This is a genomic window from Brachybacterium sp. GPGPB12 (assembly GCF_038396325.1).
GTDB classification, from domain to species: domain Bacteria; phylum Actinomycetota; class Actinomycetes; order Actinomycetales; family Dermabacteraceae; genus Brachybacterium; species Brachybacterium conglomeratum.
This window is the reverse complement of record NZ_CP149573.1, coordinates 558,531-570,811: the sequence shown is the minus strand read 5'-3', so window position 1 is coordinate 570,811 and position 12,281 is coordinate 558,531. Positions and strand designations below refer to the sequence as shown.

At 73.1% G+C, this 12,281-nt stretch carries 11 protein-coding genes and 3 pseudogenes; 11 read left to right on the top strand and 3 right to left on the bottom strand.

Going from position 1 to position 12,281, the window contains the following annotated elements; all coding sequences use genetic code 11:
* Positions 1 to 37: 37 nt before the first annotated feature.
* Positions 38 to 1,060 (bottom strand): putative sulfate exporter family transporter, encoded by a 1,023-nt coding sequence (locus WKH84_RS03120; protein WP_341856755.1) that lies wholly within the window; start codon positions 1,058 to 1,060, stop codon positions 38 to 40.
* 71 nt (positions 1,061 to 1,131) lie between these two features.
* On the opposite strand from WKH84_RS03120, the gene WKH84_RS03115 reads away from it, so the two are divergent.
* The 3 genes from WKH84_RS03115 (at position 1,132) to WKH84_RS03105 (ending at position 2,450) form a co-directional block, all read left to right on the top strand.
* A complete protein-coding gene (locus WKH84_RS03115) occupies positions 1,132 to 1,443 on the top strand; it encodes a LysR family transcriptional regulator (RefSeq protein ID WP_341855596.1) in 312 nt (103 codons plus the stop codon).
* Between the two features lie 17 nt (positions 1,444 to 1,460).
* Complete coding sequence (locus tag WKH84_RS03110) at positions 1,461 to 2,039, top strand: LysR substrate-binding domain-containing protein (RefSeq protein ID WP_341855595.1); 579 nt, start codon at positions 1,461 to 1,463, stop codon at positions 2,037 to 2,039.
* A gap of 87 nt (positions 2,040 to 2,126) precedes the next feature.
* Complete coding sequence (locus WKH84_RS03105; RefSeq protein WP_341855594.1) at positions 2,127 to 2,450, top strand: cupin domain-containing protein; 324 nt, start codon at positions 2,127 to 2,129, stop codon at positions 2,448 to 2,450.
* A gap of 95 nt (positions 2,451 to 2,545) precedes the next feature.
* On the opposite strand, the gene WKH84_RS03100 is transcribed toward WKH84_RS03105, so the two are convergent.
* Entirely contained in the window at positions 2,546 to 3,742 is a 1,197-nt protein-coding gene (locus WKH84_RS03100; protein WP_341855593.1) for an HNH endonuclease signature motif containing protein, read from the bottom strand.
* Positions 3,743 to 3,804: 62 nt separating this feature from the next.
* Between WKH84_RS03100 and WKH84_RS03095 the strand changes: the two genes are divergently transcribed.
* The 5 genes and pseudogenes from WKH84_RS03095 (at position 3,805) to WKH84_RS03075 (ending at position 7,128) form a co-directional block, all read left to right on the top strand.
* Entirely contained in the window at positions 3,805 to 4,083 is a 279-nt protein-coding gene (locus WKH84_RS03095; protein ID WP_341855592.1) for a hypothetical protein, read from the top strand.
* 670 nt (positions 4,084 to 4,753) lie between these two features.
* Positions 4,754 to 5,850, top strand: a pseudogene (locus tag WKH84_RS03090) (NYN domain-containing protein).
* 16 nt (positions 5,851 to 5,866) lie between these two features.
* Positions 5,867 to 6,229 (top strand): annotated as a pseudogene (locus WKH84_RS03085) (uroporphyrinogen-III synthase); the annotation flags it as partial.
* Positions 6,230 to 6,284: 55 nt separating this feature from the next.
* Positions 6,285 to 6,698 carry a uroporphyrinogen-III synthase gene (locus WKH84_RS03080; protein ID WP_341855591.1) on the top strand — a complete coding sequence of 138 codons (414 nt, stop codon included), beginning with the start codon at positions 6,285 to 6,287 and terminating at the stop codon, positions 6,696 to 6,698.
* 148 nt (positions 6,699 to 6,846) lie between these two features.
* Positions 6,847 to 7,128, top strand: a complete 282-nt coding sequence (locus tag WKH84_RS03075) for a DoxX family protein (RefSeq protein WP_341856754.1) — start codon at positions 6,847 to 6,849, stop codon at positions 7,126 to 7,128.
* A gap of 21 nt (positions 7,129 to 7,149) precedes the next feature.
* Here the strand turns inward: WKH84_RS03075 and WKH84_RS03070 are convergent, their stop codons facing one another.
* Positions 7,150 to 8,325, bottom strand: coding sequence for a benzoate/H(+) symporter BenE family transporter (locus WKH84_RS03070; RefSeq protein ID WP_341855590.1), 1,176 nt, complete (start codon positions 8,323 to 8,325; stop codon positions 7,150 to 7,152).
* Positions 8,326 to 8,386: 61 nt separating this feature from the next.
* Here WKH84_RS03070 and WKH84_RS03065 point away from each other — a divergent pair, with 61 nt between their 5' ends.
* The 3 genes and pseudogenes from WKH84_RS03065 to WKH84_RS03055 all read left to right on the top strand — a co-directional run bounded on the left by WKH84_RS03065 (position 8,387) and on the right by WKH84_RS03055 (position 12,281).
* Positions 8,387 to 9,568 (top strand): squalene cyclase, encoded by a 1,182-nt coding sequence (locus WKH84_RS03065; RefSeq protein ID WP_341855589.1) that lies wholly within the window; start codon positions 8,387 to 8,389, stop codon positions 9,566 to 9,568.
* A complete protein-coding gene (locus tag WKH84_RS03060) occupies positions 9,550 to 11,196 on the top strand; it encodes an ABC transporter substrate-binding protein (RefSeq protein ID WP_341855588.1) in 1,647 nt (548 codons plus the stop codon). Before WKH84_RS03065 ends, WKH84_RS03060 begins: the two co-directional genes overlap by 19 nt.
* A 79-nt stretch (positions 11,197 to 11,275) precedes the next feature.
* Positions 11,276 to 12,281: pseudogene (locus WKH84_RS03055) on the top strand (ABC transporter permease).

Genomic DNA, 12,281 nt, shown 5'->3' with positions numbered 1-12,281 from the left:
ATAGCGGCGCAGATGCGGGTGCATGGGACGGAGGTCCTCAGGCGACGAGCGACACCCCGCCGAGCGCGACCGAGGCGACGAGCACGGTCGAGAGCGCGGCGAGAAGGAAGGGACGCGGACCCACCTGCTTCAGCAGCGAGATCCTCACCCCGGTGCCGAGCGCGAACATCGCCGCGGCGAGCAGGAGGGTCTGCAGCAGCGACCCCGCCTCGAGCACCGGCTCCGGGAGCGGCACGAAGGAGCGCACGAGCACCATGACGAGGAAGCCGACCACGAACAGCGGCACCAGCGGCGGTCGCTTCCCGTCCTTCGCGCCGTGCCGGCGCCGCTGCATCGACATCACCGCCATCACCGGCGCGAGCATCAGCACGCGGGCGAGCTTCACGATCACGGCGACGGTGAGCGCCGCGCCCCCGCCGATCGCGCCGCCCGCGGCGACGACCTGGGCGACCTCGTGGATCGACGCGCCCGCCCAGAGGCCGGCGGTCTCGCCGTCCAGGCCCATCAGCGCGGCGGCCGCAGGCACCAGCGCGATCATCAGGGACCCGCAGAGCACCACCAGCGCCACGGCCGTGACCGTGTCCTCCTCGCGCTCGTCGTCCGGGTCCGTGACGCCGGCGACCGCTGCGACGGCCGCCGCGCCGCAGATCGAGAACCCGCAGGCGATCAGCAGGGTGAGGTGACGGCCGACGCCGACGAGCCGGCCCAGCGGCACGGTCCCGAGGATCCCGACCCCCACCACCACGACCACGACCAGCGGCATCCCGATGCCGAGGGAGGCCAGATCGCCGAGCGCGACCTGCAGTCCCAGCGGCACGATCCCGGCGCGCAGCGGCTTCTTCGAGGCGATCGCGAGACCCGGCGCCGCGGCCCGGGGGAGCGGGACGAGGTTCGCGAGCACCACGCCGACGACGATCGCGAGGACCAGGGCGCTGATCCCCGGCGACAGCGGTGCGACGAGCATCGAGACGACCGCGACGCCGAGGGCGAGCGCGAGGCCCGGCAGGATCGAGGGGGCCGGGGGCGTCGAGGGCGTCGATGTCGAGGGGGCGGCGGGCATGACGTCCACGGTTCCATCGCCTCTGACCTGCCGGTAGTCGGCAGTTCACCAGCAGGGCATATAGTTCTGATATGCCAGCCTCTCTACCGAACCTGTCGGCCCTCGCCCTGTTCGTGGCCGTGGTGGACGAGGGCGGGCTCGGCGCCGGCGCCCGGCGCGCCGGGATCCATCAGCCCAATGCGAGCCGGATGATCGCCCAGCTCGAGGCGCAGGCGGGCACCGCCCTGCTCGAGCGCGACCCGCGAGGCTCCCGCCCCACCTCCGCCGGCCTGCTGTACGCGGCGCAGGCGCGGCGGCTGCTCGACGCGGCCGAGCAGTTCTCCGACTGGCCGCGGCACAGCCGCGAGGAGGGCGCGCACGAGCGCGCGTGGGGGCGTCGATGACGATCGCGGAGCACCTGATGCCCGCCTGGCTGGCCGAGCCGCGCCGCCGCGGCCCGCGCACCCGGGTCGACCTCGAGGTGCTCAACTCCACCCAGGTCCTCGCCGGGGTGCACGACGGGCACCTGCGGCTCGGCTTCGTCGAGACGCCCCGCCTCCGGCGGGACGTGCACACGCTGACGCCGCGTGAGGACGAGCTCGTGGTGGTCGTCGCCCCGGAGCATCCCTGGGCGCCGCGCGAGGGGCCGCTCGAACTCGACGAGCTCGCCTCGACCCCGCTCGTGGTGCGCGAGGGCGGGTCCGGCACGCGCGAGGCCTTCGAGGAGCTCGTCCCCGCGGCGGGCGGGACCCCGCCCGTCCAGGAGCTCGGCAGCAACGCCGCCGTCCGCATCGCCGTCGCCTCCGGCGCAGGGCCCGCGGTGCTCAGCATGCTCGCCGTCCGCTCCGGGCTCGAGAGCGGGCAGCTGCTGCGGGTGCCGCTGGCAGGCTCCCGTCTGCGCCGCCCGCTGACCGCGGTGTGGAACGGGCCCCGCCGGCTCAGCGGCCCGGCGGCGGATCTCGTCGCCGTCGCGACAGCGACCACGCGGCCGCCCCGGTGATCGCGCCGAGCGGCGCGCCCGTCGCCGGCCCCGAGGGCGCGGCCGGGGTACGTTCGGAGGCGACATCGAGAGCAGGGAGGGTGCGACGTGCCGATCCTCACCAACACCGCGGAGCGGCCCGAGCGACCGCGCCGGGGCGCCGTCTGGTCCATCGCGGTGCCCGAGCGCGATCTGGACTCCAACCTGATCCGACTGCCCGCCGGGGAGGAGATCCCCGCCCACATCGGCGCCGAGGTGGACACGCTCGTGCACGTGGTGCGCGGCGAGGGCGTGCTCACGACGGAGGACGGCGAGGAGCCGCCGCGTGCCGGGGACGTCGCGCTGCGCTGCCCCGCCGCACGGTGCGCGGGTTCCGGGCGGGGGAGGACGGACTGGAGTACCTCACCGTGCACCGACGCCGCCGGTCGCTGACGATCAAGGGGGCACGAGACTGAGCGGGTGCGTCAGTCGCGTGGCTGAGGCGCGGCGAAGCGCCGCGACGTATCCCCTCGACGTGACGGAGCAGGTCAGAAGGGTGGCGGATCCTTGTAGGGAGAACTGCCGGGCTCCTCACCTCGTGCATCCGGCTCGCCCAGAGCGGGAGGCCCCTTCGGGATCGGCGATCTCGGTGGTGACGGCGGCGGTGACGTCGGCGGTGGTGGTGGCGCCGTTCGTCGTTCGACGAAGGCCCGCCAGGCACGTTCGAGGTCCTCGACGGCGAGTCGTGTGCCGAGGTCGATGTCGTCGGCCGCGATGACCTGCTCGCCGCGGGTGCCGATCCGCCACCGGGTGCGTCCCGGGCCGAGTCCCTCACCGGGCTCCGGCCCGCTGGCCGGGACGGGGAGCCTGGTCGGGTCGAGATCGCCGGCGGTCTTCGCCTGATGGTGCCGCCAGCACAGCAGGTGGAGGTTCTCGAGCTCGGTGCGACCACCTCGGGCGGGGTCGGTGTGGACGAACTCCTCGATGTGGTCGGCCTCGGAGGCCCAGGAGACCGGTCGCGTGCGACCGGGGACCGCACAGGTCGAGCTGCGCAGGCGGAGATGCTCGAGCATGGCCTGCGTCGGCAGATAGCGGTCCGGGGGCGCTGGCAGGAAGGCGCCCGTGCACGCATCGGTGAGGATCCGATACCAGACGCTCTCGCCGCCCGCGATCTCGCGCGCGACCGCAGGAGGGAGCGGGATCGTGCCCTCGAGCATGCCGGGGGCGTCGGAGAGGCCCAGCAGGGTGAACACCGGCACGGTGACGTTCAGGCGGAAGCGCGGTGCGGGCACGCGCACGCCGTCGGTGTCGAACTCGGCGTTCAGCATCAGGTCGTAGCGGAGCCGGTCGAGCGGCACGGGGCGCTGGGTCGCGCTCGCGATGCCGTCGAGGTCATAGGGGATCTCGGTCCCCTCCCGCAGGGCGTGACGCTGTGCGGCCTGGATCGCGTGCGCGGTCTCGTCCAGGCGCTTCCAGAACGCGAGGACCTCGGGGATCGGGCCGCGCAGCGACGCCGCTCCGGTCCCGGCGCGCCCGTCAGGGGCGAGCTCGACCTCGCGCGGCAGAGCCTCCTCCGGAGCTGACGGGTCCTGCTCGCGCTCGGCGAGCGGCCTCACCAGGGCGCGCAGCAGAGTGAGGAAGCGCTCGACGGGGATGTCGGCGGGCCAGGCGGTGAGCGCCGCATCCAGCGACCTCCGGGACTCGTCGCCGAGATCCTCCGACTCGCGCGCACCTTCTGGAACCACCAGCTGGGCGGCGCACCCGCCTCCAGGCGTGCGAGCGTGCGCGGCGGCTGGTCCACCGCGCGGTGCGCCGCCAGGAGCTCTCGGTGCGCGGCGCCGTTAGTCACCCGCGGCGCCATCGCGGCGCGGAGGGTGTCCACGTCGTCCGCGCAGTCCCCGCCCTCGGACTCGGTCAGCGCGGCGAGGGCGCGGAGGCGCGCGGCCAGGGCGCGGGCGCTCGCCGTCTCGGCGTCCCAGACCCGCTGGGCCGCCTCGCCGAGCACCGTGTCCTCCTCGCGGCCGGAGCGTGCGGGGAGGTCCTCCCGCGTGCGCGGCGCGCGGGCACGGACGACGCGCAGACGTGAGGGGAGGGAGTCGAGGAAGGCGAGGGCGGCCGGGTCGAGGGCGGAGCGGTCGACATCGGCGCGGTGGATGTCGTCGTCGCCGGCGCTCGCCGGTGTGCTCGTCGCGGCCGCTCATGTCCCCACCTCCTCCGCCGCCTGGAATACCTCGAGACTACGGCGTCGGTGTGACAGAAGAAAGGTGTGTGGATGGGTTTCGGATGTTTCCCGGGGGTATCCACAGAATAGTGTGTGCGGGGTGTGGACAAGTGAGGTGTGGGGAGGGGAGGTCGCGCGCGGGGGAGCGGGATCGGGGGCATTATCCATATTCTGAGCTGGGAGTGCGTCGTCCGTCGGGGGTGGGGTGTAGGGCGTGTCGTGTGGGGGTGTGGATCGAGTCTTCTTGTTGTTCCTTCAGCGTGTATTAGGCGGAATCGCTCTCGAGGTCCCATTGTAAAATGCACTCGAATTCTTTCGGGGAATAGTTGTCGAGTAGCGCGGGAAGGTGCCACGCGATATTGCGCGGCCCCTCGTCGGGACGCGTGCAACGGCCCCCGCTCGCGCATCCTCCCGCCCTCCGTTCTCGTGTACTCCCGTCGTCCACCCGCCGCGGCGCACCCACACCGCACCCCACAGTTCGCGCGTCCTCCCCGACAGTTCGCGCGTCCTCCCCGCGACCAGGCAGACTGGGGGCATGGCTGACCCACAGGATCCCCGCGTCGCGGTCTATCTCGATTTCGACAACATCGTCATGTCCTGGTACGACCGGGTGCACGGACGGCAGGCGTACAGCCGCGACCGCCAGCGCATCGCGGAGGACCCCACCGAGCCCGAGATCGCCGAGCGGCTCGCGAAGGCGACCGTCGACGTCGGCGCCGTGATCGACTTCGCCGCCTCCTTCGGGTCCCTCACCCTCACCCGCGCCTACGCGGACTGGTCCTCGCCGGTCAACGCCGTCTACCGCGACCAGCTCGTGGCCCGTGCCGTCGACCTCGTCCAGCTGTTCCCCGCGCGGCCTACGCCAAGAACGGCGCCGACATCCGCCTCGCCGTCGACACCGTCGAGGACCTCTACCTCCTGCCCGACCTCACCCATGTCGTGATCGTCGCCGGGGACTCCGACTACGTCCCCCTCGCCCAGCAGCGCCGCCGCCTCGGCCGCTACGTGATCGCGCTCGGCGTCGCCGGCTCCACCGCGAAGTCCCTCGCCGCCGCCTGCGACGAGTTCGAGTCCTACGAGAACCTCCCCGGTGTCGAGCGGCCCTCCGCCGCCGCACGCTCCCGCTCCCGGCGCCTGGGCGGAGGGGACGAGGAGGGACGGGGGACCTCGCGCTCCCGCGCCCGGCGCGGCCAGGGCGGCGCCGACAGCACGGACGGCACCGAGGGCGCAGAGAGCACCGAGAGCTCCACCAGCACCGAGAGCACCGAGAACAGCGGCGGCTCCGGCTCGCGCCGCGGCGGCCGCGGCCGGCACAGCGGCGTCGACAGCGGCGCGAACACCGCCTCGCAGGAGATCGAGGACCGCCTCGACGACACGCTCGAGGACGAGGGCGAGGAGGACCCCCGCGAGTCGGCCACCCGCCTGCTCGAGCGCGCCCTCCAGCTCGGCGGCCGCGGCGACAGCGAATGGTCGCACAGCTCGGCCGTGAAGTCCCACATGCGCCGCATGGACCCCTCCTTCAGCGAGAAGGCCCTCGGCTACCGCTCCTTCTCCGAGTTCCTCAAGGCGAACTCCGACATCGCCGTGCTCGAGGAGACCGGGCACGAGCGCCTCGTGCGCGCCAAGGACTGACCGGGGCCGGCGCGCCATGACGACCCTGCTCTCCGACGCCCTGGCCGGACGCACCGTCATCACCGCAGTGGACCGGCGCTCCGAGGAGCTCGCCGCCGCCCTCGAACGGCACGGCGCCCGCGTCGTGCCCGCCGCCGCGATGTCCACGATCCCTCACGTCGACGACGAGACGCCGCTCGAGCGCACCCGAGCTCTGGTCGCCGCGCCGCCGGACGCGACCGTCGTCCTCACCGGCGTCGGGATGCGCGGCTGGCTCGAGGCGGCCGACGCCGCCGGGCTCGGCGAGGACGTCCGCGCCGCCCTCGGCGCCTCCCGCATCCACTCGCGCGGCACCAAGGCCCACGGCGCGGTGCGCGGGGCGGGGCTGGACAGCGTCTTCGTCGCGGCCTCCGAAACCGCGGCCGAGCTCGGCGAGGAGCTCGCTGCGCACGGGGGTGGACGGTCTGCGGATCGCCGTCCAGCACCACGGCTCCGGCGACGACGGGCTCGACGAGTCGCTCACCGCGCACGGCGCCGAGGTGGTCAGCCTGACCGTCTACCGCTGGGGGCCGCCGTCGGATCCCGCCGCGCTCACCCGCGCGGCCCGGCTCGCCGGCGCCGGAGGGGCCGACGCCGTGCTGTTCACCTCCGCGCCCGGCGCGACCGGCTGGCTCGACGCCGCCGCACGGGCCGGGACCCTGGAGGCGGTGCGGGAGCGCGCCCAGGCGGGGGCGCTGGTGCTCGCGAGCGTCGGCCCCGTGACCTCCGCGGCGCTGACCGCCCGCGACCTGCCTGTCCTCGAGGCGGAGCGGGCGAGAATGGGCTCCCTCGTGCGCACCGTCGTGCGGCACTTCGCCGCGTTCTCCTGACAGCGGGAGGCGGGGAGGGGGATACTGGGGCGCCCGGGACAAGGAGGTCGTTCGATGAACACGTTCCTGTGGATCCTCGCCGTCGCTCTCGCCGCGGTCTTCGTGGCCAGCGGCGCGATGAAGCTCCTCGCACCGCGCGAGCGAAGAGATCGAGAAGACCCCCTACGCCGAGGACTTCCCCCACAGCGTCATCCGGGGGATCGGCGCCCTGGAGATCCTCGGCGCGTTCGGCCTCGTCGTCCCGGCCCTCACCGGCATCGCCACGATCCTGGTGCCGCTGGCGGCCGCGGGCCTCGCGATCACCATGGTCTTCGCCGCGCTCGTGCACGCCCGGCGCGGCGACCCGTTCCGCGCCATGCTCCCCTCGATGCTCCTGGCGCTCGGTTCGGTGGTGGTGGCCTGGTCCCGCTTCGGCCCCTACCCGCTGTGAGCCCCTACCCGCTGTGAGCCCCTACCCGCTGTGAGCTGAGCCCGTCCGGCGCCACGCCCGCAGTAGCGCCCGCGGCGCGAGCCCGACCAGCGGCGCCCAGAACGCCGCGCTGATCCCCGCCACCGCGATGCCCGAGGCGGCGATCAGCACCGTCACCCCGGCGGGGAGTCGCTCCTCGGGCTCCGCGAGCGCGGAGCGCAGCGAGGCCACGAAGGTGCCCAGCGGCGCGAGCCCCGCCACCGCCGGGATCACACCCTCCGGGGCGAGCGCGATCAGGCGCGCGAATGCGGTCGCGCCGAGACCGCACAGCACCAGCACCACGCCCGAGGCGGTCGAGGCGATCCAGCGCCGCCGCCGATCCTCCCCGGCCTCCGGCCCGGCCGCGAGAGCGGCCGTGATCGCCGCGAGGTTCACGCCGTGCCCGCCGAGCGGCGCGCCGATCATCGTGCCGAGACCGGTGGTCACCATCGACGCCCGCCACGGCACCTCGTATCCGAGGCTCCGCATCACCGCCACGCCCGGCACGTTCTGCGACGCCATCGTCACCAGGTACAGCGGGAGCGCGACCCCCACGACCGCGCCGACGGTCAGCGTCGGGACGGTGAGCTCCACCGCCGGGAGCGGCGGGGGAGCGGCCGACGGGGAGGGCGCCGCCGTCAGGGACACGACGATCACGACGCTCGCGGCGAGGAACGCGAGCGGGGAGGCCCAGCGCGGTGCGAGCCGGCGCGCGAGCGCCCACACCACGATCACCGGCGCCACCGCGAGCGGATTCGCCGCCACGCCGAGCACCGGGCCCAGGCACAGCTGGAACAGCACCCCGGCGAGCATCGCCTGCGCGATCGGGGTCGGGATCCGGGCCATCAGGGCGCCGAGCGCGGGCACCAGCCCCGTCAGCACGATCAGCACCCCGACCAGCACGAACGCGCCGACCGCGGCGGGCCAGCCGCCGTCCACGGCGCCCGTCGCCGCGAGCGGCGCGGCGCCCGGGGTGGACCAGGCCACCGTGATCGGCAGACGGGTGCGCAGAGAGAGCGACATCGAGCACAGCCCCATCAGCACGCTCACCGCGAGCAGTCCGCTCGCCGCCTGCGCGGGCGAGGCGCCGACCCCCTCGAGACCCGCGAGGACGACGACGAAGGAGCTCGTGAACGCGACGAGACCGGAGATGATCCCGGCCGAGACGGGGCGCGACATGAGCGCAGACTAGGCGGCGGGCGGGGTTGCCCGCGCCGCGGTTCGCGGGGAGGATCCCAGGGTGGCTCCCACCGACGTCGTCTCCTGGCTCCTCGACACCGACCCCTCCCTGCGCTGGCAGGTCGAGCGCGATCTGCTGGACCAGCCGGCCGAGGTGTGGGAGGCGACCCGCGCGCGCATCCCCCACGAGGGCTTCGGGGCGAGGTCGCTGGACCACCAGGACCCGGAGACCGGGCTGTGGGCCGGGGGCGCGTTCTTCCCCGCCGGGTTCTTCGACGCCCCCGAGAACCTCGAGCCGCCCGGCCAGCCCTGGACCGCGACCACCTGGTCCCTCACCACGCCGCGCGAATGGGGCATGGACCCCGCTCCGCTCGTCGAGCGCGATACCGCCGCGAAGCTCGCCGAGCACGCGCACTGGGAGCACGACCCCTCCCTGCCCTACTGGGGCGGCGAGGTGGACTGCTGCATCAACGCGATGACGCTGGCCAACGGCCTCTGGCTCGGAGCCGACGTCTCCGCCCTGCCCCGCTGGTTCCTCGCCCACCGCATGGACGAGGGCGGCTGGAACTGCGAGTGGGAGGACGGCTCGACGCGCGCGAGCTTCCACTCGACCCTGAACGTCTTGCGGGCCCTGCACGTGCACGAGCAGGCCACCGGCGGCTCGCCCGTCGCGCGCGCCGCGAGGGGCGAGGCGGAGGAGTACCTCCTGCGGCGGCGTCTCATGCGCCGGGCGAGCACCGGGGAGATCGTCGGCCCCTGGGTGGAGCACTTCCTGTACCCGCCGCGGCACATCTACTCCGCGGCCGCGGGCGCTCGACCACTTCCGCGAGCGGGATCTGCGCGATCCGCGGATGGCCGACGCCGCCCGGTCCGTCCTCGACGCGCGCAGGAGGACGGCACCTGGCTCCAGCGGCACCGCCTGCCCGGTGCGGTCTGGTTCGAGGTCGACGTCCCGGTGGGGGAGCCCTCGCCGTGGCTGACCCTGCAGGCGCCGCGCGGGTCTTGCGCTGGTGGGGCGAGGGCTGAACCGACCGCCCGATCGGGCGGCGTCGCAGATCACAGTTCGATCACCGTGAGCGCTCTGCGGGCGAACCCGCCGCGGCCGCCCCTGGGGGAGGGGTACTGTGCTGGCCACCCCTGTGCGGGTGCGCTGGATCACATCCCCGCCCGTCCCCTGCACGGCATCACCACCCCTGATGCCGACCGGCCTCCTGGAGGACCCCGATGTTCGACGCCGCCATGACCCCCACGCGACGCACCATGTCGCTGACGATGGCCGGGGTCCCCGTGCTGGTGACCGCCTGCGCCCAGACCACCGAGGACGGGGGATCCGACGGCGGATCCGGCGGCGGGGGCGGCGGCGCCCTCACCATCGGCACCACCGACAAGGTCACCGCGCTCGACCCCGCCGCCGCCTACGACAACGGCTCCTCGACGGTGTGGACCCAGTGCTACGCGTACCTGATGAACACCTCCGTCGGCTCCGAGGACGGCGTCCCCGAGCCGGACCTCGCCGAGACCGCGGAGTTCACCAGCGACAACGTGTACACCGTCACCCTCAAGGAGGGGCTGACCTTCGCGAACGGCAACGAGCTCACCAGCGAGGACGTCAAGCACACCTTCGACCGGCGGCTCGCGATCGCCGACCCCAACGGCCCCTCGAGCCTGCTGGGCAACCTCGAGAAGGTCGAGGCGGTCGACGAGCTCACCGTCGAGTTCCACCTCAAGGAGCCCGGCGACCAGACCTTCCCCTACGTGCTGTGCTCCCCGGCCGGCCCGATCGTCGACGCCGAGGTGTTCCCGGCCGACGCCGTGCTCTCCGACGCCGAGATCGTGGACGGGAACGCCTTCTGCGGCCCTTACGCGATCACCAGCTGGAAGATCAACGAGCTGGTCACCTTCGAGGCCTTCGACGGCTACCAGGGGCTGTTCGGCGCGCCGGCGACCGCGAGCGTGTCGATGTCGTACTACGCCGACCAGAACAACATGAAGCTCGACATCCAGCAGGGCAACATCGACTGCGTGTGGCGCTCCCTCTCCGCGACCGACATCGCCGACCTGCAGGGCGACGACGCGGTGACGGTCCACGAGGGCCCCGGCGGCGAGATCCGCTACATCGTCTTCAACTTCCACACCAACCCCTACGGCGAGAAGACCGAGGACCCGGACCCCGACAAGGCCCACGCCGTCCGCCAGGCGGTCGCCGACCTCATCGACCGCCAGGCCATCGCCAGCTCCGTCTACAACGACACCTACACGCCGCTGTTCTCCTACATCCCCGAGGGCCTGCCCGGCGCCGGCACCCAGTTCAAGGACATGTACGGCGACGGCTCCGGCGGCCCCGACGCCGAACGCGCTCGCGGCCGGCTCGAGGACGCGGGCGTGGAGATCCCGGTGCAGCTGAGCCTGCAGTACAACCCTGACCACTACGGCAACTCCTCCGGCGACGAGTACGCGGCGGTCAAGGGCCAGCTCGAGGCCGACGGGCTGTTCGCGGTGGACCTGAAGTCCACCGAATGGGTGCAGTACAGCGACGACCGCGTCGCCGACGTCTATCCCGCCTACCAGCTGGGCTGGTTCCCGGACTACTCCGACGCCGACAACTACCTCTCGCCCTTCTTCGTCACCGAGAACTTCCTGGCCAACCACTACTCGAACCCCGAGGTCGACGAGCTGATCCAGAAGCGGCGCGGCACCTCGGACCCCGCCGAGCGCGAGGCGCTGTTCGTGCAGATCCAGGACGTCGTCGCCGAGGACATCTCGACCCTGCCGCTGCTGCAGGGCGCGCAGATCGCGGTCTCCACGGCGGAGGTCCAGGGCGTCACGCTCGACTCCTCCTTCAAGTTCCGCATCTCGCCGCTGTCCAAGTGACCGCCGCCCCCGAGACCGAGGTCGAGCACGCCCCCCGACGCCCGCGCCGCCGGGCCTCGGGGGCGGCCTCGGCCGCTACATCCTGCTTTGCGCTTCCTGCTGATCATCCCGACCGTCTTCATCCTGATGACGGTGGTGTTCTTCCTGATGCGGATCACAGGCGACCCGATCACCGCCGCGCTCGGCGGCCGGCTCACCCCGAGCGAGCTCGCCGCCCGCCGCGCCGAGGCGGGCTACGACCGGCCGCTGATCATCCAGTACTTCGACTACCTCGGCGGGGTCTTGCGCGGCGACTTCGGCACCACCTACACCGACCGCACCCCCGTCACCGAGATCCTCACCACCTACGGGGCGGCGACCTTCGAGCTGGTCGTCTACTCGGTCGTCGTCGCGCTCGTGATCGGGGTGCCGCTGGGGATGATCGCGGCCCGCACCCGCGACCGCTGGCCCGATGCGGTGCGCGCGGATCGTGGCGATCCTCGGCTACGCCACCCCGGTGTTCTTCGTCGGCCTGCTTGCTGAAGCTCGTGTTCTCCGTCGGGCTCGGCTGGTCGCCGGTCGCCGGGCGGATCTCCACCCGCGGCGAGATCACGATGAGCACCATCCTGAACCCCAGCCCGTTCTTCCTCCTGGACGCGGCGCGGCTCGGGGATCTGGAGTCGCTGCGCGACGTGGTCTCCCACGCGATCCTCCCCGCGGTCGCGCTGGGGATCCTCACCGGGGGGATCTTCCTGCGCCTGGTGCGCACCAACATGATCGGAACACTCGAGATGCAGTACATCGAGTCCGCCCGCTCCCGCGGCGTGGCCGAGTCGCGCCTGACCACCCGCCACGCCCTGCGCCCGGCGCTGATCCCGATCATCACCGTGATGGGCATGCAGATCGCGATGATGCTCGGCGGGGCCGTGCTCACCGAGACCACCTTCGAATGGAACGGCCTGGGATACATGCTCGCCGAGTACATGAAGGCCCGCGACTACGTCGCCGTGCAGGGCATCGTGATGATGCTCGCCGTGATCGTCGCGATCTCGAACTTCGTCGTCGACGTGATCGCCGCGCTGATCGACCCGAGGGTGAGGTACTGA

Bases quoted from the DNA above. Each gene is read 5' to 3' on its own strand.
- WKH84_RS03120 (WP_341856755.1), bottom strand. From the start codon at position 1,060: ATGCCCGCCGCCCCCTCGACATCGACGCCCTCGACGCCCCCGGCCCCC.
- WKH84_RS03110 (WP_341855595.1), top strand. From the start codon at position 1,461: ATGCCCGCCTGGCTGGCCGAGCCGCGCCGCCGCGGCCCGCGCACCCGG.
- WKH84_RS03070 (WP_341855590.1), bottom strand. From the start codon at position 8,325: ATGTCGCGCCCCGTCTCGGCCGGGATCATCTCCGGTCTCGTCGCGTTC.
- WKH84_RS03060 (WP_341855588.1), top strand. From the start codon at position 9,550: ATGTTCGACGCCGCCATGACCCCCACGCGACGCACCATGTCGCTGACG.
- WKH84_RS03115 (WP_341855596.1), top strand. From the start codon at position 1,132: ATGCCAGCCTCTCTACCGAACCTGTCGGCCCTCGCCCTGTTCGTGGCC.